Annotated in this window: 18 protein-coding genes; all 18 read right to left on the bottom strand. The window is 30.4% G+C overall.

Annotated features, from left to right (window positions below; translation table 11 throughout):
- Positions 1–34: 34 nt before the first annotated feature.
- The 18 genes from BV55_RS0111990 to ispG all read right to left on the bottom strand — a co-directional run bounded on the left by BV55_RS0111990 (position 35) and on the right by ispG (position 21,853).
- Entirely contained in the window at positions 35–2,305 is a 2,271-nt protein-coding gene (locus tag BV55_RS0111990; RefSeq protein ID WP_029453055.1) for an FtsK/SpoIIIE family DNA translocase, read from the bottom strand.
- A 98-nt stretch (positions 2,306–2,403) separates the two neighbouring features.
- Positions 2,404–3,045: a ClpP family protease gene (locus BV55_RS0111985; RefSeq protein ID WP_051652560.1), complete on the bottom strand. Its 642-nt coding sequence runs from the start codon at positions 3,043–3,045 to the stop codon at positions 2,404–2,406.
- A 129-nt stretch (positions 3,046–3,174) separates the two neighbouring features.
- Complete coding sequence (gene dapG, locus BV55_RS0111980) at positions 3,175–4,371, bottom strand: aspartate kinase (RefSeq protein WP_029453053.1); 1,197 nt, start codon at positions 4,369–4,371, stop codon at positions 3,175–3,177.
- Between the two features lie 47 nt (positions 4,372–4,418).
- Positions 4,419–4,694 (bottom strand): YlmC/YmxH family sporulation protein, encoded by a 276-nt coding sequence (locus BV55_RS0111975; RefSeq protein ID WP_029453052.1) that lies wholly within the window; start codon positions 4,692–4,694, stop codon positions 4,419–4,421.
- A gap of 85 nt (positions 4,695–4,779) precedes the next feature.
- Positions 4,780–6,054: a M16 family metallopeptidase gene (locus tag BV55_RS0111970; protein ID WP_029453051.1), complete on the bottom strand. Its 1,275-nt coding sequence runs from the start codon at positions 6,052–6,054 to the stop codon at positions 4,780–4,782.
- Between the two features lie 46 nt (positions 6,055–6,100).
- Positions 6,101–8,224 (bottom strand): polyribonucleotide nucleotidyltransferase, encoded by a 2,124-nt coding sequence (locus BV55_RS0111965; protein WP_029453050.1) that lies wholly within the window; start codon positions 8,222–8,224, stop codon positions 6,101–6,103.
- Between the two features lie 124 nt (positions 8,225–8,348).
- Positions 8,349–8,612, bottom strand: a complete 264-nt coding sequence (gene rpsO, locus BV55_RS0111960) for a 30S ribosomal protein S15 (RefSeq protein WP_029453049.1) — start codon at positions 8,610–8,612, stop codon at positions 8,349–8,351.
- A 111-nt stretch (positions 8,613–8,723) separates the two neighbouring features.
- On the bottom strand, positions 8,724–9,656 hold the full coding sequence (locus BV55_RS0111955) for a bifunctional riboflavin kinase/FAD synthetase (RefSeq protein ID WP_029453048.1): 933 nt from the start codon (positions 9,654–9,656) through the stop codon (positions 8,724–8,726).
- A 12-nt stretch (positions 9,657–9,668) separates the two neighbouring features.
- A complete protein-coding gene (truB, locus tag BV55_RS0111950) occupies positions 9,669–10,538 on the bottom strand; it encodes a tRNA pseudouridine(55) synthase TruB (RefSeq protein WP_029453047.1) in 870 nt (289 codons plus the stop codon).
- Positions 10,538–11,482: a DHH family phosphoesterase gene (locus tag BV55_RS0111945; protein WP_157469656.1), complete on the bottom strand. Its 945-nt coding sequence runs from the start codon at positions 11,480–11,482 to the stop codon at positions 10,538–10,540. The genes truB and BV55_RS0111945 overlap by 1 nt, the downstream gene beginning before the upstream one ends.
- Positions 11,475–11,831 carry a 30S ribosome-binding factor RbfA gene (gene rbfA, locus BV55_RS0111940; RefSeq protein WP_029453045.1) on the bottom strand — a complete coding sequence of 119 codons (357 nt, stop codon included), beginning with the start codon at positions 11,829–11,831 and terminating at the stop codon, positions 11,475–11,477. The genes BV55_RS0111945 and rbfA overlap by 8 nt, the downstream gene beginning before the upstream one ends.
- Before the next feature lie 14 nt (positions 11,832–11,845).
- Positions 11,846–13,963: a translation initiation factor IF-2 gene (gene infB, locus BV55_RS0111935; RefSeq protein ID WP_029453044.1), complete on the bottom strand. Its 2,118-nt coding sequence runs from the start codon at positions 13,961–13,963 to the stop codon at positions 11,846–11,848.
- A 47-nt stretch (positions 13,964–14,010) separates the two neighbouring features.
- Positions 14,011–14,313 carry a ribosomal L7Ae/L30e/S12e/Gadd45 family protein gene (locus BV55_RS0111930; RefSeq protein ID WP_029453043.1) on the bottom strand — a complete coding sequence of 101 codons (303 nt, stop codon included), beginning with the start codon at positions 14,311–14,313 and terminating at the stop codon, positions 14,011–14,013.
- Positions 14,303–14,572: an RNase P modulator RnpM gene (rnpM, locus tag BV55_RS0111925; protein ID WP_029453042.1), complete on the bottom strand. Its 270-nt coding sequence runs from the start codon at positions 14,570–14,572 to the stop codon at positions 14,303–14,305. The genes BV55_RS0111930 and rnpM overlap by 11 nt, the downstream gene beginning before the upstream one ends.
- Positions 14,573–14,592: 20 nt before the next feature.
- The gene (gene nusA, locus BV55_RS0111920; RefSeq protein ID WP_029453041.1) at positions 14,593–15,642 is read right to left on the bottom strand and encodes a transcription termination factor NusA; all 1,050 of its coding nucleotides are present in this window, start codon (positions 15,640–15,642) and stop codon (positions 14,593–14,595) included.
- Positions 15,643–15,655: 13 nt separating this feature from the next.
- Positions 15,656–16,117, bottom strand: coding sequence for a ribosome maturation factor RimP (gene rimP, locus BV55_RS0111915; RefSeq protein WP_029453040.1), 462 nt, complete (start codon positions 16,115–16,117; stop codon positions 15,656–15,658).
- A 243-nt stretch (positions 16,118–16,360) separates the two neighbouring features.
- Complete coding sequence (locus tag BV55_RS0111910; protein ID WP_029453039.1) at positions 16,361–20,674, bottom strand: PolC-type DNA polymerase III; 4,314 nt, start codon at positions 20,672–20,674, stop codon at positions 16,361–16,363.
- A gap of 129 nt (positions 20,675–20,803) precedes the next feature.
- Positions 20,804–21,853: a flavodoxin-dependent (E)-4-hydroxy-3-methylbut-2-enyl-diphosphate synthase gene (ispG, locus tag BV55_RS0111905; protein ID WP_029453038.1), complete on the bottom strand. Its 1,050-nt coding sequence runs from the start codon at positions 21,851–21,853 to the stop codon at positions 20,804–20,806.
- Between the last annotated feature and the right edge of the window lie 6 nt (positions 21,854–21,859).

Genomic DNA, 21,859 nt, shown 5'->3' with positions numbered 1-21,859 from the left:
TTCTTTAACTATTAAACAAGGGCTTTTATATATTTTATAGTATGTCTTCTCTTGATAATAATACTTCTCTTGGTTTACTACCATCTTTAAGCGAAATTACATTTTTGGCCTCTAATTGTTCCATGATTCTAGCTGCTCTATTATATCCTATCCTTAATCTTCTTTGAAGTAAAGATGTAGATGCTTGTCTTGATTCAACTACAATTCTTATAGCTTCTTCTAAAAGTTCATCTTCATCTGTAGATGTTCCATTACTTATTTCTTCATTAATATGGTCTAATATCTTCGCTTCATAACTTTCTTTATTTAATTCTTGATCTTTTATAAAACTTACAACTCTTTCTACCTCTTCTTCAGATATAAAAGCACCTTGAATCCTGATTGGTTTTGATTCACCTACAGGATAAAATAACATATCACCTTTACCAAGTAGCTTTTCTGCTCCAGCTGAATCTAGGATTGTTCTAGAATCAATTTGACTTGACACAGAAAAAGATATTCTAGAAGGTATATTAGCCTTTATAACCCCTGTTATAACATCTACAGATGGTCTTTGAGTTGCTATAACTAAATGCATACCTGCAGCTCTTGCCATCTGTGATAACCTTGCAATATAGTCTTCTACATCATGTGGACAAACCATCATAAGGTCTGCAAGCTCGTCTACAATAATAACTATCCAAGGAAGTTTTGTATCAATCTTTTTCTTATTAAATAACTCATTGTAAGTTTCTATATTACGAACTCCACACTCTGCAAATAGCTTATACCTTCTAGTCATTTCATTAACTGCCCAGTTTAAAGCCGCAGCTGCCTTTTTAGGATCTGTAACTACAGGTATCAAAAGATGTGGTATGCCGTTATATACATTAAGTTCTACCATTTTAGGGTCTACCATAAGTATTTTTACTTCTTCTGGTGAATATTTATATAATAAGCTTATTATAAGTGCATTTATGCAAACACTTTTACCAGAACCAGTAGCTCCTGCAATTAGTAAATGTGGCATTTTGGTCAAATCAGCTACAACGCAATTTCCACCAATATCTTTACCTAAAGAAAAGGCTAAGTTTTTGGTGCTCTTTGTAAATTCTTCTGATTCTACAACTTCTTTTAAAAATACAGATGTTACATCCTTATTTGGCACTTCAATACCTACAGCTGACTTACCTGGAATAGGAGCTTCTATTCTTACTCCACTTGCAGCAAGACTTAATGCTATATCATCTGATAAATTAACAATCTTACTTACCTTTACGCCAGGGCTTGGTTGAAGTTCATATCTTGTTACAGATGGACCCTTTGTAACCTGAATTACCTTTGCCTCTACACCAAAACTATTTAAAGTTTCTTCTAATTTAGACGCACTTGTAAGTAAATCTTTTTTATCATCTTTATTAAGCTTTAAATTAGCATTTATATTAAGAAGATCTATTGATGGAGCTTTATACTTCACATCTTTTTTATTATTTTCTATTTTTGATGATATTTCTTTATTAATAACATCCTTAACATCATTATCTAATTTAGGTTTAGAACTTGTTTCTTCATATGTATCAATAAGTATGTCTTTGTTTTTATCTTCTACTATAGGCTCGGAATCTACAGAAGAGTTTTTCATAAAATCTAATATCTTAATTTTATTGTTTATACCTTTAATAAACTCTTCCTTATCTTTCATTGCTTCTGGTGCGGTTTCTTGTTTATATATCTTTGATGTATTATCTTTATCAATAGATTGTAAGTTTTTAGTTTTAGTTTTAGTTTTAGTTTTATGTTTAAAATTATTTGCAAAGGTATAAAAGGAAAAATTAAAAATTATTATTATACTTATAATATAAAGAGATATAAATACCAATATAGACCCTGTTTTACCTATTAACTTGTATAAAGGTACATCTATTGCATAAGCAATAATACCACCATGAAACTTATTGCTAGTATTAATTATTGTTTTAATACCTTCATAAAAGCTTTCTTTGTAATACTCTTCTATGTAAATAATTTGCACAAATAATATGGAATTAATTATAAATAGATAACAACCCACAAGCCTTCTATTTAGAGAATCTTTCCTTAAGATTATGCTTATTCCATAAAATATAAAAATTAAGGGTACACAATAAGTCCCAATACCTATCAAGGCCCAAGATACTTTATTTAAAGCTTGTCCTAGGATCCCTAGAGAAGAAGTTAAAGCATTTATAAATAAAAATATTCCTATGGTTATAAATACTATACCTATGATCTCTTTTCTAAATTCCTCATCATATTCTTTATCTTTAGTTTTCTTTTTATTTGCCATACTTTTCACCCCATAGTTATATTCTACGAAACAAATAAATATCCCTCTAATAGTACTTAGATAATAATAAACCATAGGAATAAGCCTATGGTTTATTATTACTCTTTACTATCAATTAAGGATCTTAATTTTCCAATAGAATCTTTTATTCCACCGACTTCCTTTATAAGACCATACTTTACAGCCTCATCTCCAACTAGTATTGTTCCCATGTCATTTAATAATTCGTTGGTTTCCATCATAAGTTTTTTTAGTGTTTCTAATTCCATGTTTGAAGTCCTTAAGATAAAATCATTTACTCTTTCTTGCATCTTATTAAAATAATTAAAAGTTTGCGGTGCACCAATAACTAATCCATTCATTCTTATAGGATGAATTATCATAGTAGCAGAGGGTGATATAAAAGAATAGTCCGCAGCAGTAGCTAAAGGAACACCAATTGAATGTCCGCCACCTATAACTAATGATACTGTAGGTTTACTTAATGTGTTTATCATCTCTGCTATAGCAAGGCCTGCTTCAATATCACCACCTACAGTGTTTAACACTATCAAAACTCCCTTAACCTTATCACTTTGTTCCATTGCTATAAGTTGGGGTATTACATGTTCGTATTTAGTGGTTTTACTTTGAGGTGGTAATACTCCATGACCTTCTATTTGACCTATTATAGGTAACACTTGAATTTCTTCGTTGAAATCTGAAACCTCAACTTTACCTAATTCTTTAATCTTACTCATTTCACTTTGTACACCATTTCGTTCTATATCTTCGTCTTCTTCATACTCTTCTTCATCATTATTTTTAATAATCATCTACATACCTCCATATATGAATATCTTGTTCATATATGGAGTGTTTTATACTTGTTATTTTAAAAAGTTTTTATGAAGTAAGTTAATAGCTCTCTCTAGGTCCTTATCATATATTAAACACCATATAGTAGTGTGTGAGTCTGCTGTTTGTAATACTTCAATATTAGAATCCTTAAGTATCCTTAATATTTTAGCCATTACACCTGGTACACCTTTTATTCTATTACCTATAATAGCAATTTTACTACAACCTTCTATAAAGGAATATTTTAAATCTGATTTATCCATTATATCTTTTAGCTTTAATAAGTCTTTAGCATCAATAGTAAATATTTTTTCATTTGGAAAAACATTAATTAAATCAATACTTATATGATTTTCCGCTAATACTTCTAGTACATTGCCATAATCCATATTATCTTTGTTTTCGCTTAACATCAATTGAACTTGAATTCTATTTGTCATATGCGTTATGCCTGTAACTATTGTACCTTCAGTCTTTTCTCCTAAATTGTTTATTAAAGTTCCCTTACACTTACTTAAAGTATTTTTAATTTTTATAGGAATATTACCCTGCATAGCTATTTCTACAGCCCGAGGATGTATTACGTTAGCACCTTGATCTGCAAGTTGAAATACTTCATTATAGCTTATACAGTGTATTAGGTTAGGATCCATGACTATTCTAGGGTCAGCAGTCATTATACCGTCTACATCTGTATAAATTTCTATTTCTTCAGATTTTAGAGCAACTCCAAGTAAAGATGCTGTAATATCGCTTCCTCCCCTACCAAGAGTAGTAAAAAAGCCATCCTCATTATATCCTTGAAATCCTGTAATAACGGGAACTGTATCATTTTTTAGTAGATCTAATATATTTTTCGTATCAACTTTAATCATAGAGGCATCATTATATATATCATTAGTAATGATCCCTGCCTGACCTCCTGTTAAAGGTGACGCTTTTATTCCCACTTTATGAAATTCATCACACATAACAACGGAACTTATTATCTCCCCACAAGACATAAGTAAATCTGTTGCTAAATGATTTTCACTTTTAAATGTATCTGTAACTAAAAAGCGGAGACTATCTGTTGCATAAGGCTCACCCTTCCTACCCATAGCAGAAACCACTACCACAGGGCTATAACCTTTTTGTTTTGCCTCCATAACCTTTTGAACAACTAACTTTCTTCTATCTATAGTTGATACAGAGGTACCACCAAATTTTTGAACTAGTATTTTCATAAACTCATCCTCTCAAAAGGGTATTTAGATATTAAATAAATATTAACCTATATTTTAGTCTTTTTAATAATCTTTTCTTCAATATCTATTATTATAGTTTTAGCACCTATTTTTTTAACATAATCCCAGGGTATTTCATAAAATTCTTCATTATTAAAGAAATTAAATTTCCCCTTAGAATTATGTATTATTAAAACTTTAAACTCACCATTGGTATCAATAATTATATCATTATTACCTAAATAATTGTACTTTTCTCCGTCATTAATATTTATAATTTCATATCTTTCCATCTCACTATAAAGCTTAATATTATCTCCCATAATAATAACCCTCCAATAATTTTATAAATTGTGCTTTTATAATTTATGAAATTATTTATATCTTTATTACTATAAGAAAAATAGATTATAATACCTCTTTAATATTAAGTCCTGTACCTTTAGCTAATTTATCTATGTCTATATTCCCTACAAAAGCAGAATTCAATATACCGCCTTTAAAACAATTATCAAAAACATCTTGTATTGTATTGTTATTTATTGAATCTATTTTTTTTATTATATCCTCTGGAGTATTTACTTTATTCAAAAATAGAACTGATTTACCATTACTAAACATTCTACTACTAGTACTCTCCAGTCCCAGCATATAACTTGCTTTTATTTGAATCTTACTTTTAGATAACTTTTCTTTTGTGATTCCAGTTAAAATAAACTTTTTAAGTTCTTCATTTATAACTTGAATGGCCTCTACACCTTGCTTTGGATTTACTCCTGTGTAAATATTTAGCGCCCCAGTATTATTATATGATGAAGTATAGGAATAGACACTATAACATAATCCTAATTCTTCTCTTACTTTTTGAAATAATAAGGAAGACACCCCACCACCAAAAATATTATTTAAAAGAAGTAATGTATATATATTATCTTCTCCTAAAGGTATTCCTTGAAGTCCTAAATTTATATGTAGTTGTTCTATTGGCTTTTTCTTACACCAGTGATGTTTTAATATATCAGGAGAGGAATAAGATACCTTTTTTGTATTCTTAAAATTCCAATTCCCGAAATACTTTTCAACCAAATCTTCAATTGAATCAATTTCAAAATTACCACATATGGATATAACTGCATTTAAAGGTGTGTAGTAGTCTTCCATATATTCTCTAAGCATATTGCTATCAAAAGAGTTAACGGTGTCTACGTTCCCTAGAATAGGGTAGGATAATGGGTCTTTCCCCCAAGTAGAAATACTATGAATATCAGAAAGCACATCTTCTGGTGAATCTTCACTCATATTTATCTCTTCAATAATCACTTTCTTTTCTTTTTCGATATCTTTATCCTCTAACTTACTATTTAAAATCATATCTGATAATATATCAAGACTTAATTCTAAATTAGAGTCTAAAGTTTTAGTATAAAAGCAAGTAGCTTCTTTACCTGTAAAAGCATTCATTTGTCCCCCGATGTCTTCAATTTCTTCTGCAATTTCTTTAGCGGTTCTTTTATATGTTCCTTTGAACAGCATATGTTCTATAAAATGAGAGATCCCGTTATTGTTTAAGGTTTCATTTCTTGATCCATTTTCTACCCAAAGACCTACACTTACGGATCTCACATAATCTATCTTTTCTACAACGATTCTAAGACCATTATTAAGTTTAAATAACTTATACATAAAAAAACCTCCGTAAAAAATAAAAAGGCTTTAAGCCCTTCTATTTTTATTTATCATCATTATTTTCATTATTCTTTTTATCTTCAGTATCTTTTATTGCATCTCTTCTAGATAAATTTACCCGTCCTTGGTTATCAACTTCTGTAACCTTTACTAGTATCTCATCGCCTACAGATACAACATCTTCTACTTTATTTACTCTATTTACATCTAGTTTAGATATATGAACCAGACCTTCTTTGTTAGGAAGGATTTCAACAAAGGCTCCAAATGCAGTTATCTTAGTTACTTTTCCAAGATAAATTTCGCCAACTTTGATTTCTTTTGTTAAGTCCTCAATAATCTTCATAGCCTGCTTACCACTAGCCGCATCATTAGATGTTATAAATATTGTTCCGTCTTCCTTTATGTCAATCTTAACACCGGTTTCAGCTATTATCTTATTAATAGTTTTACCACCAGCACCTATTACGTCTCTTATCTTATCTGGATGTATACTCATATTGTATGCCTTAGGTGCATACTCAGAAACTTCATCTCTTGATTCAGATATACAATCATTCATAACACTTAAAATATGTGTCCTTGCTTTTTTAGCAGCATCAATACTGTTTTTGATACACATTTGTGATATACCTTTTAGCTTAGTATCAATTTGTATAGCTGTAATACCAACTTCTGTTCCTGCAACTTTAAAGTCCATATCGCCAAAGAAATCTTCTATACCTTGGATATCTGTAAGAATTTCTTCTTGTGACAAATCATCGCTTGTAACAAGCCCTATAGCTATTCCAGCTGCTGGTCTTTTTATTGGAACTCCTGCATCAAGTAGTGCAAGTGTGCTAGCACATACGCTTGCTTGTGATGTAGATCCATTAGAGCTTAATACTTCTGATACAACTCTTATTGCATACGGGAATTCTTCTTCTGATGGAATTAGAGGCTCTAATGCCTTTTCTGCCAAAGCACCGTGACCAATTTCTCTTCTTCCAGGTCCCCTTAAAGGTCTAACTTCTCCTACACTGTATGATGGGAAGTTGTAATGATGCATATATCTTTTACTTTCTTCTTCACCAATACCATCAAGTATTTGAACGTCACCTAATGCTCCAAGTGTTGCAACACTCATAACCTGGGTAAGTCCTCTAGTGAAAAGTCCAGTTCCATGAGTTCTTGGAAGTATATTTACTTCTGCGCTTAAAGGTCTTACTTCGGTAAATGCTCTTCCATCAGGTCTTTTCTTTTCTAAAAGAATCATATTTCTAACTGATTTCTTTTGTATCTTATATATTATATCAGCAATATCTGAGCTGCTTTCAGGATATTTTTCACCAAACTCAACATTGATTTTATCCTTTATTTCAGATATACTTTTATTTCTAATGTCTTTATCTGTTATATGCATAGCTTCATTTATCATATCAGTGCTAAAGCTTCTTATTTCGTTTTCCATATCCTCGTTTACTTTATGTAAAGTAGGCATAATCTTTTCTTTACCAAACTTTTCTCTAGCTTCTTCCTGGAATTTAACCATTTCTTTGCACTTTTCAAATCCAAATATTATTGCATTATACATAACATCTTCTTCAATTTCTTCTGCTCCAGCTTCAATCATTATAACCTTATCTTTAGTTGCGCATACTGTTAAATTTAAGGTACTAGATTCTCTTTGTTTAGATGTTGGATTTAATATGAATTCTCCGTCAACAAGACCAACAGATACTGCACCTACTGGATCTACGAAGGGAATGCTAGATATGCTTAATGCTGTAGACGCAGCATTAATTGCTAATATTTCTGGAATATTATCTTTTTCTACAGACATAACTGTACATATTATCTGTACATCATTTCTATATCCTTCTGGAAATAATGGCCTTAAAGGTCTATCTATAGCTCTACCATGTAGGATAGCTTTTTCTGAAGGTCTTCCTTCTCTTTTTATAAATCCTCCTGGTATCTTTCCTGCAGCATATAACCTCTCTTCATATTCAACGCTTAAAGGGAAAAAATCTATACCCTCTCTAGGTTTTTCTGAGGCATTTACATTTACTAATACAACTGTATCTCCATAACTCATCAATATTGCAGCATTTGATAACATTCCAACTTTTCCATACTGAAGTTTTAATGTTCTTCCTGCAACTGATGTTTCAAGTATATGGTTCATACAAGTACCTCCTTTCGATTAAACATATTTTATTTTACTTTTTAATTTAATATTTTAAAATAATAGAGCGGTTAAACCGCTCTAAGATTACTTTCTTAATCCAAGTTTTAAAATTAAATTAAGATTACTTTCTTAATCCAAGTTTTGCAATTAAATCACGATATCTTTGGATATCTTGTGATTGCAAGTAATTTAAAAGGCCTCTTCTTTGACCAACCATCATAAGTAATCCTCTTCTTGAGTGATGATCTTTTTTGTGAACCTTTAAATGTTCTGTTAATGAGTTTATTCTTTCAGTTAAAAGCGCTATTTGTACTTCTGGAGAACCAGTATCTCCTTCATGTCTTGCGTGTTCTTTAATTATTTCTTCTTTTCTTGCCTTTTCCATGTTTACACCTCCAAGTATTTATCCCCTATATCCAAGATTTAAGTTGGCGTTCTATAATCGTAGATATAGGTTCCCAACAGTCATTATAACAAAGATTTTAACTGTTGTAAATTATTTTCTATTTATATTATATATTTTTTTGGCTCTAGCATTATCCTCATCTTTTTTCAATTGTATCTTTAATTCTTCTAAAGATGAAAATTTTATTTCTTCTCTTGTTTTTTCTATAAAATACAATTCAATTTCTTCATCATAAATCTCTTTATTAAAATCTAAAATATAAGTTTCTATAGTTAGTTTTTCACCCTTTACTGTAGGGTTATTACCAACACTTGTGATACCCTTATATATTTTATTATCATATATAACATTTGTATAATATATTCCTATGGCTGGAATTACATAATTATAATCAACTTTAAGGTTTGCCGTAGGATATCCTATTTTCTTTCCTACCTTTTTACCATGCTCTATTGTGCCTCTTAACATAAAGGGAGCTATTAAAAGCATGTTTGCTTTTTCCACATTACCATCTTTAATAAGTGATCTTATACTAGAACTACTTATTATATTTTCTTCTGTGGTTTGTGGCTCTATAATTACGAGCTCTACTTTATACTCTTTACATAGTTTTTTCAAAAGTTCTACATCCCCAGCATTTTTATGCCCGAATCTGTAGTTAAACCCAATTACCATACCTCGAACATTATACCTTTTATAAAGATCTTTAAAAAAGTCTTCAGGTGATATTTTCATAAAATCTTCATCAAATTTAACTAAACAAGTTATATCAACGCCCATGCTTTCTAGTAATTGAAGTTTTTTCTTGTTATCCATAATAAGTTTAGGCGCTATTGCTTTATTTACCACTGTAAGTGGATGATTTTCAAATGTATAAACCATACTTTTGATATTCATTTCTTTTGCTTTTTTAATAGCTGAATCTATTAGCCTTATATGACCATTATGTAAACCATCAAAGCTTCCGAGAGCTATAACTGTTTCTTCTTTTAAATCATTATTAAAAAAATCAATTATTTTCATAATAAATACCTCTTATATCAATAACTTAACTATTTTAAATCCACTAGTAAATTTACTTCCGATACCTATAAAAATTAAATTGTTATAAACCTTATAAAGCTTGTTTTCTATTAGCACTTCTTTAGTTAATGATGGATCTTTTATTGAAACACCATTTATAAGAAGACTTGAAAATTTATCACTTACCTCTATAGTAGGATAATCCAATACAGCTTCCATAGGTAATAGATATTCCTTAATATTTTCCTCTGTTAATTCTAACACATTTATAGATTTAGATTTCACAAAGTTCCCCGTAGATTCTCTCTCTAATTTAGACATCATAGCACCACAATTTAATAGGCTTCCAATATCTTTACATAAGCTTCTAATATATGTTCCTTTTGAACAAACAACTTTAAATGTTACAAAAGGTCTATTAATTTCTTCTATCTCAATACACTCTATGTTTATCTTTCTTTTTTCTCTTTCTATCTCTATTCCTTCACGAGCTAAATCGTAAAGTTTTTTACCATTTACTTTAAGAGCAGAGTACATAGGTGGTTCTTGATAGCTTTCTCCTATAAATGATTCTATAACAGTTCTAATATCTTCTTCTTTAATATGTTCTGTAGATTTCCTAGAAGTAATTTTACCTTCTCTATCGTAGGTATCAGTTTCTAATCCTAATTCTAATTCCACATTATAAACCTTAGACTCGCTCATAAGATATTCAACAATTTTCGTTGCTTTTCCTACACATATTGGTAGTACACCTTTAGCTAAAGGGTCCAAAGTTCCGATATGCCCCACCTTTTTTTCTTTACTTATATGCCTAACTTTTCTTACCGCATCAAAGGAGGTCATTCCTTCTGGCTTGTAAATATTAATAACCCCATTCATTATATCAACTCTTTTTCTAAAATGTTTATTAAAGTCTTTTTAGCCTTTTCTATATCATGAACATCTCTTAACAAAAGTCCAGATGCCTTTTCATGTCCGCCACCGCCAAAAACTTCAGCTATAGCTCGTACATCAACTTTATCTTTAGATCTTAAACTTATCTTTATACCATCCTCTACTTCTTTTAAAAATGCTCCAACTTCAATAGTATCTATTTGCATTTGAAGAGATATTATCTCAGAATTATCTTCTAATAAAGTAGATTGCTCCTTATTCATGGCAATAATTGCTAATTTGTCATTTAAAAACAGTTCAACCTTCTCTAATAGCTGACCATAGAGTTTTAACTTCCTAAGTGGCTTATTTTCAAATATAGTTCTATGAATTAGTGGAAAATCAATACCAGTTTTTATAAGCTTACCTGCAATTTCATGTGTACTCGCAGTTGTACTTGAATACTTAAAAGAACCAGTATCGGTTATTATTGCTGTATATAAACATTTTGCAATATCTGTATCAATAACTACATCTAAGCTTTTTAAAAGAGTATAAACTATTTCGCCTGTAGCAGATGCCGTAGTATCAACATAATTAATATCACCATATTTACTGTTTGAAAGATGATGATCTATGTTAATGACAGGATTAATTTTAGATTTATCTATTTTTCCAGAAATTCTTTCTACATTTCCACAATCTAACACTATTACACAATGAGTATTCTTCTTAGGGCAACTAACATTATCTTTTATTTCTTCGGTATTAGGCAGAAACCTATATATACCAGGAACTTTGTCCCTTGATATAATATAGGCTTCTTTACCAATTTTTCTTAGTCCAAGCATCAATCCAAGAGCACTACCTAAAGCATCTCCATCTGGTGACTGATGATAAGTTATTGCAATAGAATCTGAATTTAAGATACTTTCAACAATTTTATTCATTTTTATTTTCCTTTATCTTTTGTAGTAAGGATTCTATATGCATTCCATGTTCTATACTTGTGTCTAGTTCAATCAAAATTTCTGGGTTATGTCTAAGGTTAATCCTCTTACCTATTTCTCTTCTTATAAATCCAGAAGAGCTTTTTAGTGCCTCTAAAGTTTCCTTTTCTTCCGTCTCATTCCCGAAGATACTAATATAAACTTTAGCATATTGTAAATCTTTGGTGACATTAACACCTGTAACACTTACCATAGCATTTATTCTAGGATCTTTAAGATGATTTCGGATTATATCACTAATTTCCTTTTTCATCTCTTCGTTAATTCTTCCACCTCTGTAATTAGCCAATACAATCCCTCCTCTTATAATTTATCTTTTTTTATTTCTTGCATAGTAAAGGCTTCTATTATGTCGCCTTCTTTAAGGTCATTATATTTTTCAATACTAAGTCCACATTCATATCCTGTATTCACTTCTTTTGCATCGTCTTTAAATCTTTTTAATGATGCTAATTTAGATTCAAATATAACTATTCCGTCTCTTATTATTCTTACATCACTACTTCTTGTTATTTTACCCTCTGTTACATAACAACCAGCTATAGTACCAAGATTAGATACTTTATAAATCTGTCTAATTTCAGCTTTCCCAAGTACAACCTCTTTATATTCTGGTTCAAGCATTCCAATCATTGCTGTTCTTATATCTTCAATAGCATCGTAGATGATTCTATAAGTCTTTATATCCACATCTTCTTTTTCTGCTAGAGTAATTGCATTTCCATCTGGTCTTACATTAAATCCAATTACCAATGCATTTGAAGCTGCTGCAAGACTTATATCAGTTTCTGTAATAGCACCTACTGCTCCATGAAGAACTCTTACTTTAACAGTTTCTGAAGATAATTTCTCTAAGGATTGTTTTATGGCTTCTACAGAACCTTGCATATCTGCTTTTACTATAACTCCTAGTTCTTTTATTTTTCCTTCTTGAATTTGACTATATAAGTCTTCTAAAGATACCCTATGATTTGCTTGAAGGTATTTTTCTTTATCCTTATCTTTTCTTGTTTGAGCCATATTTCTAGCTGTCTTTTCATCTTTTACTTCATGGAACCTATCTCCTGCTGATGGTACTTCAGAAAGTCCTAAGATTTCTACTGGAATTGAAGGTCCTGCTGATTTAATGTTTTTACCCTTATCATCAAACATAGCTCTTATTCTTCCATAAGTACTACCAACTAATATAGCATCTCCTACATTTAAAGTACCATTTTGAACTAACAATGTAGCAACTGGTCCTCTTCCTTTATCTAATTGGCCTTCTATAACTGTACCTATAGCTTTTCTCTTAGAATTTGCTTTTAATTCTAAAATTTCAGAAGAAAGTAATACCATTTCAAGTAATGTATCTATACCTTCCTTTGAACGAGCCGATACAGGAACACATATAGTATCTCCACCCCATTCTTCTGGAACTAAACCATGATCTGAAAGTTCTTGTTTTACTTTGTCAAGATTTGCTGAAGGTTTATCCATTTTGTTTATAGCAACTACCATAGGAACATTAGCTGCTTTACAGTGATTTATAGCTTCTTTTGTTTGAGGCATTATTCCATCATCTGCTGCTACTACTAATATTACAACATCTGTAACCTGTGCTCCACGAGATCTCATTGCTGTAAAAGCTTCATGACCTGGGGTATCTAGAAATGTTATCTTTTCTCCACTTACCTCTACAGTATAAGCTCCTATGTGCTGAGTTATTCCACCTGCTTCATTTTCAGTTACCTTTGCTTTTCTTATAGCATCTAATAAAGAAGTCTTACCATGATCAACGTGTCCCATTACAGTAACTATAGGAGGTCTTTTTTCTGCTTCTGTATCTTCTTCTATATTTACTTCCTCTAATTTTTCTAATTCCTCTTCTTTTAATACTAGTGTTATATCAAGCTTTTCAGCTGCCTTTTCTGCAGTTTTAAAATCAATTTCTTGATTTATTGCCGCCATTACCCCACTAAATATTAAAGCTTTTATAACCTCCACTATAGGTTTATCAATCTTCTCTGCAAAATCTTTAACCGTGATATTGTTTCCTATTTCTATTATAATCTTATCTTCAACTGAATTTTCTTCCATATTTGAGCCTTCCTCTTCCGAATATTGAGGACTCTTATCGCCTCTTTTATTCTTAAATTTAGATTTTTTAACTTGTTTATTTATTTCTTCTGAAACTATTTCTTCATATTCTTCTACTATATTCTTTGACTTATTTTCTTCACTAGCTTTATTAGTTTCTTTATCTTTTTCAGCCGTTGCTCTTTCTTCAATCAACTCTTTTATTAAATTAGCCTCTTCATCCTCAATGACACTCATATGATTTTTAACTTCTACGCTAAATTCATCCATTAATAACTTTATAAGCTCTTTACTTGTAATTTTCAATTCCTTTGCTAATTCATAAATTCTTATCTTTGACAATTCATTCACCCCCGAAATTAATTTTTTAAAAGATTACGCATAATTTATTATTTATAAGAGTCCATTAATTTATCACTCATGTTTTTATTCAATACTGCTAGAATATTTATTTCTTGCCTTCCAACACTACTTCCAAGCTCTTCTTTTGAGTAACATTCAATACACTTTATACCTTTTTCATGGCAATATTTTAAAAACTCTTTTCTACTTTTAGGAGAAAGATCCATTGACAATATAATCAGATATATCTTCTTGTTTTTTTGTATAGCTTCTTCACATCTATTATATCCTTCTAGTAAATTTCCTGACCTTTTTACTAGACCTAGAAACTGTAAAAAACTATCTGCCATTTGTTACTTCTTGTTTTAAAGTTTCATATATATTTTCATCAATATTAGTTTCGAGATTTTTATTTAATCTTTTGTTTTTAAAGGCTTTTTCTAAGCATGATGAACTTTTACAAATATATGCGCCTCTACCGGATTTTTTGCCAGTTAAATCTACAGAAACTTCTCCTTCAGGACTCTTAACAATTCTAATCATTTCTTTTTTGGGGTTCATCTCCATACACCCGTTACACATTCTTAGTGGTATCTTTTTAACTTTCATATCACAACACCTCTTTATGATTATTGTGAAACACTTGATATGCTTTTAATATCTATTTTCCAGCCTGTAAGCTTAGCTGCGAGTCTTACATTTTGACCTTCTTTACCTATAGCTAAAGACAATTGATTATCTTCTACTACAACTTGAGCACATTTAGTGTCTTCTTCTATTTTAACATCTACTACCTTAGCAGGACTTAATGAATTAGAAATATATTCTTCTGGAATCTTACTCCATTTAATTATATCTATCTTTTCATTTTTTAATTCATTTACTATTTTTTGAACCCTTATACCTTTAGGACCAACGCATGCTCCCATGGCGTCTATTGCTTCATCTTTAGAGTAAACTGCAATTTTAGTACGTGCACCTGCTTCTCTTGCAATACTTTTAACTTCTACTATGCCTTCATATATTTCTGGCACTTCCAGTTCAAACAATCTTTTTATAAGTCCTGGGTGAGTTCTAGATACAATAACTTGGGCCCCTTTAGTAGTATTTTTAACTTCAACTATATATAGCTTTAATTTTTCATTAAAGATATACTCTTCACCTGGCATCTGCTCATTAGGTCCTAGTACTGCTTCTATTTTTCCAAGGTCTACAAAAACATTACCCTTATCTTTTCTAATTACAGATCCTGTTATTATGTCAAATTCTTTTTCTATAAACTCATTATACACTATATTTCTTTCGGCTTCTTTTATTCTTTGTACTACTACTTGTTTCGCTAGTTGAGCCGCCACCCTACCAAAAGTTTTAGGTGTAACTTCTATTTCTACTGTATCACCAATTTCATAGCGCGCACTTAATTCTTTTGCATCTTCTACTGAAATTTCTATTACTTCATCTTCGGTAATTTCCACTACAACCTTTTGAGCATAAACATGGATTTCTCCTGTTTCTCTATTCATAGTAACCCTAACATTTTGTGATGATACACCCGAGTTCGCATAATTCTTCTTGTAAGCAGCAACTAAGGCATCCTCAATTGTAGTAAAAAGCATATCTGAACTTATACCCTTTTCTTTAACTATTTCTTTTAATGCATCTATAAATTCATCATTCATCTTAATAGACACCCTATATCTCCCCTTCTATATTCATAGCTTTAATTATATCTCTTGGTATACTTAAAGCTTCATCTTCTATTGATAAAACTATATTTTCATTATCAAAACTTACTAAAGTACCCTTATATAATTTATTATCATTTAACTTTTTATTTAATCTAACTAGAACTTCTTTATTAATACTATCCCCATAATGTTTTTCTGTATGTAAACTCCTATTTAGTCCTGGTGAAGATACTTCTAGATAATAAGATTCTGCGATTGGATCCTTTTCATCAAGCATAGTGCTAATAGGTCTACTTACCTTTTCACAATCTTCCAAAGATATGCCATTTTCACTTTCAATATATACTCTTAAATAATTTTCTCCATCATCTTTTACGAATTCTAAATAATACATTTCATAACCTTTATCTTCTACTATTGGTCTTATTAATAAATCTAAGTTTTCAATTAAAGGATTAAGTTTCATTTTACCCCTCCTTTTGTTTTGGTACATTAATCTTTATTTTATGTACTTATACTAACTTTATTCAATATAGTAGTCTATATTGTAGTAAAAACGCAACAGACGTTGCGTTTTACCCATACACAAATATAAAGAGCGGGTTTTCTGACCCACTCTGTTTGAAGCTAATATATTAAGTAAACTTTACAATAATATATTATCATAATAAAAAGTTTATTACAAGCAGTTTTTTCAAATATGGTGGTTTTATAAGGTAAATAGACTTAACTGATTAGTTTCAGGAAGTCCCCTTAAACATCCATGCACACTTAAAGTCTCTATAACTGTTTTTGAAACCTTTGTTCGAGTCCTAAGATCTTCTTTAGAAATAAACTCCCCATCATTTCTAAATGTAGCTATGCTTTTAGCTGCATTATCACCTACACCTTGAAGTCCATTTAAAGGTGGCCTTATACCATCTTCTTCAATTAAAAATTTAGTTGGATGTGATTTATAAAGATCTACCTTTAAAAAGGTTATATTTCTTTTATACATTTCATAAGAAAGCTCTAATATGGTTAAAAGTCCTTTATCTTTTTGAGTTAGGTTATTTCCAAGCTTACCAATTTCAGAAATCTTAGCTTTTATAACTTCTTCTCCTTTTATAATAAGATCTGCATCAAAGTCGTCAGCTCTAACAGTAAAGTAAGTGGCATAATAAGCTTCAGGATAATATACTTTAAAATAAGCAATTCTAACTGCCATCATTACATAAGCTGCAGCATGGCCTTTAGGAAACATATACTTAATTTTTTCACAAGATTCTATATACCAATCAGGAACATTGTTTTCCTTCATAACCTTTATATCCTCTTCTTTAAGCCCCTTACCCTTTCTAACCTTTTCCATTATAGTAAAAGCTATTTTAGGAGGTACGTTTTTATGCATTAAATATATCATTATGTCATCTCTAGTAGATATACAATCCTTAAGCGTTGTAAAGCCTTCTTTTATATAGTATTGTGCATTATTAACCCATACATCAGTACCATGAGAAAGGCCAGATATTCTAACCAAATCAGCAAAGGTTTGTGGCTGAGTATCAATTAACATCTGCCGTACAAATTTAGTACCAAATTCCGGCAGTCCATAAGTTCCAACCTCGCATCCTAACTGCTCTTTTGTTAACCCCAAAGCTTCTGTAGATGTAAATAAGCTCATAACCTTTTTATCGTTTAAAGGGACGCTTTTAGGGTCTATTCCTGTAAGATCTTGAAGCATCCTTAAAACTGTAGGATCATCATGACCTAAAATATCTAATTTAAGCAGCCTTCCACTAATAGAATGATAATCAAAATGCGTAGTTATTATATCTGTACTATTATCATCTGCTGGATGTTGTATTGGAGTAAAGTTAAATATCTCATTATCCCTTGGAACAACCATTATTCCACCAGGATGTTGCCCTGTAGTTCTTTTTATTCCGGTACACCCAAGTGTAAGCCTATCTATTTCAGCTTGAGTTACCATAATATCTTTTTCTGCTAAATATTTTCTTACAAAGCCATAAGCAGTTTTTTCTGCTATAGTTCCAATAGTTCCCGCTTTAAATACATAACCCTTACCAAATAATACTTCTGTATACTTATGGACTACAGCTTGATATTCCCCAGAAAAATTTAAGTCAATATCTGGTTCCTTGTCTCCTTCAAATCCTAGAAAGGTTTCAAAAGGAATATCGTGGCCATCTTTTATGTATAGACTTTCACATATCTCACAATTCTTGTCTGGTAGGTCTACTCCCGAACTTATAGATCCATCTAAAATAAATTCACTATGTTTACATTTAGGGCATACATAATGAGGAGGCAATCCATTAACTTCTGTTATATCACACATAGTAGCAACTAGTGATGAACCTACAGACCCCCTAGACCCTACAAGATATCCATCTTCTAAAGATTTAGCTACTAATTTATGAGCAATTAAATAAAGCACAGCATACCCGTTACTTATTATAGAGTTTAATTCTTTATCTAATCTTTTTTGAACAACTTCTGGTAACTCATCACCATATAAATCATGAGCTCTTTTAAGAGTCATGGTTTTAACCTCTTCCTCAGCACCATCTATTTTAGGTGGAAAAGTTTCATCCGGAATAGGTTTTACATATTCAATAATATCTGAAATCTTTTGGGTATTATATATAACTACTTCTTTCGATTTTTCTTCCCCTAAATATGAAAATTCTCTTAACATCTCTGTCGTTGTTCTAAAATATAATGGTGGCTGGTTATCCGCATCACTAAAACCTTGCCCTGCCATTATTATTCTTCTAAAGACTTCATCTCTTGGTTCAAGAAAATGTACATCTCCAGTAGCAACCACAATTTTTCCTTTTTTCTTTGCAAGCTCGCATATTTTTTTATTTATTTGAATTAATTCTTCTTTATCTTTTACTCTTCCATTTCTTATTAAAAACTCATTATTTTCTAAGGGCTGAATTTCTAAATAATCATAAAAATCTGCGATACGCTCTAATTCTTCATCATTTTTACCCTCTAGGATTGCTCTATAAATTTCTCCAGCTTCACAGGCTGATCCCACAATTAAGCCTTCCCTATATTTGGATATTAAGGTTTTAGGAAGCCTTGGATGCTTAAAAAAGTTATCTAAATGAGCTTCTGATATAAGTTTATATAAATTTTTAATACCTACCTGGTTTTTAGCTAATAAAATTATGTGGTATGTAGGTTGTTTTTTTATATTTACGTTTTTTAAAAACTCATCATTTAAATCATTCAAATTAAAAATCCCTTTTTCTTCTAAGTCTTCTATACCTTTTATAAGAATATCCGCTGTAGCCTTTGCATCATCTATAGCCCTATGATGATTATCAAGGGCTATTCCTAGATGTTTTGCAACTACATTTAATTTATATCTTTTTAATTCTGGATATAAAAACCTTGCAAGAGGTATTGTATCTAGAACAGAATTATTTAATTTTATATTCATATCTCCACAATTTTTTCTTATAAAAGATATATCAAAAGGTGCATTATGTGCTACTAGTACAGCATCGCCGGCAAAGTTCATAAACCTTGGCAAAACATCTTCTATATAATCACTATCCCTAACCATATCATCAGTTATACTTGTTAATTCAACAATTTTTGAAGGTATTATTCTTTTAGGATTTACAAATTCACTAAACCTGTCTATTATTTTACCTTCTTTAATTTTAACCGCACCAATTTCAATTATACTATCATTTTTACTAGAGAATCCTGTGGTTTCAAGGTCAAATACCACAAAAATATCTTTGGAATTTTGTCCTTTTTCTTTTTCAACTATTGGTATACCATTGTCTACTAAGTATCCTTCAACACCATAGATGATTTTTATACCATGTTTTTTACCTGCTTCCATAGCTTCAGGATAAGCTTGAACTACACCATGATCTGTAATGGCAATTGCCTTATGTCCCCACTTTGCAGCTCTTTCTACCAATTTACCAATAGGTGTTATAGCATCCATAGCACTCATAGTAGAATGCAGGTGTAATTCCACCCGTTTTTCATCATTAGTATCCATTCTCTCTATCTTAGGAACCTTAACAATATTTCTTACCATTATAACTATTTCTTTTGCATAAGGATCATTTGTAACTTCACCTTTTATCTTACAATGTAATCCTGTTTTTATATTTTCCAATACTCTTTCTGTATCCTTTGGTCTTAGAAAACACTTAACCGTAATAGAACTCGTATAATCTGTTAAAGCAAATGTTACTATTTTTTTACCCGTTTTAGTTTCAATTACCTCACTTTTAAAAATGTCGCCTAAAACAGTCACCACTCCAGAAGTTTGATCTAAAGATTCAATAGGCACACTATCTTCAGTAATATTTCTTCCAAGTATTACATTTTCATTTGAATAATCATTACTATTTTCATTATACCTAGTACTTTTATTAGCAGTACTTTGTTTAGATGGTTTTTTTGTTATATCCACATTTTTAAATGCTTTTTCTATCATAGTTATATTTTCTTTTTGAGTTGATTTTATATAATCCTTCTCTTTTAGACTTTCATCATAAATTATATCTATTCCACATTGTATTCCAAAAAGACCTTCTATACTATTTTTCATAAATTCATTAAATTTACGTCTTTTAATCATTTTGCACATAAATTCATTACCATAATGTATTTCTATTTTGTTACCATTTACACTTTTTTTACCTGAAATTAATATATCTTTAAATACCGGCATCTTGTCTACCACATCTGTCATTAAATCAACCCAATGTGTTGTTATTACATCTTCTAATGAAGCATTCTTAATATCTTTATAACAAACTAATTCTATATTAAAATTTAATCCTAATTCTTTTTGTATTATTGACTTAATTTCTTTTTCTTTTGATACATCTAATTCATAAGGTGATTTTAATATAATCTTTAAATTATTGCTTTTTTTATAAAATTGAATCTTTAATAATTCCATGTCTTCAAATATTTCTTTATCGAATAATCCTTTTTTTAAAACAGGAGTATCTTGAGTTATATCTATACTCATTTTTCTTCCGTTACCAAAATCTTATAATAATCTATAAAGTAGTTATGAATTTAATATTAATTATAAATTTTGGAACAGTTCACCTCCTTTAATATGATAGTAGTTAATAGAAAGTATGTAGGATTTAACCTACATACTTTCTATTTCTTTTATTAGTGCTTCTACGAGTTCATTTTCTTTTACTTTTTTTATTATTTCACCTTTTTTAAATATTAAACCTTCGCCATTACCTCCAGCAATGCCTATGTCTGCTTCCCTTGCTTCTCCAGGTCCATTAACTACGCAGCCCATAACAGCAACTTTAATGTTTTTATCTAAATTAGAAATCCTGTCCTCAACCTGTTTTGCTATATTTATAAGGTCTATTTGAGTCCTACCACAAGTAGGGCAAGATATAAATTCAATTCCACCTTTAATTAGTCCAAGTGATTTCAAAATTTCTTTACCTACCTTTATTTCTTCTAAAGGATCACCAGTAAGTGATACTCTTATAGTATCTCCAATACCTTCCGATAACAGTGCACCTATTCCTACAGAGGACTTTATGCTGCCTCTCCATATAGTCCCTGCCTCTGTAACACCTAAATGAAGAGGGTAATCTGTGGCTTTTGACATTAATCTATAACTATCTATCATCATAGGTACATCAGAAGACTTAATAGATATAACAATATCATTAAAATTAACCTTTTCTAATATACTTATATGACTAAGAGCACTTTCTACTAATGCCTCCGATGTAACTTTCCCATATTTAGCTAAAAGTGTTTTATCTAAAGATCCACTATTTACACCTATTCGTATGGGTATGTCTTTTTCCTTAGCCTTTTTTGCTAATAATTCTACCCTATCTAAACTTCCAATATTGCCAGGATTTATTCTTAGGGCTGATATACCATTATTTATAGATTCTAAAGCTAATCTATAATCAAAATGTATGTCTGCAACTAGAGGAATATCAATTTGTTTTACTATTTCCTTTATAGCTATTGCAGCTTCCATATCTGGAACTGCACATCTTATTATGTCACATCCTGCTTTCGTTAATTCATTAATTTGAGCTACTGTGGCTTTTATATCTCGAGTATCTGTATTAGTCATAGATTGAATAGTTATAGGAGCATCTCCTCCTACATATATATTTCCAACCTTAACTTTACGAGTAGTTTTTCTATCCATTTTATT

Source organism: Clostridium algidicarnis (genome assembly GCF_000703125.1).
Taxonomy (GTDB): domain Bacteria; phylum Bacillota; class Clostridia; order Clostridiales; family Clostridiaceae; genus Clostridium_L; species Clostridium_L algidicarnis.
This window is presented reverse-complemented; position numbering and strand designations above follow the sequence as displayed.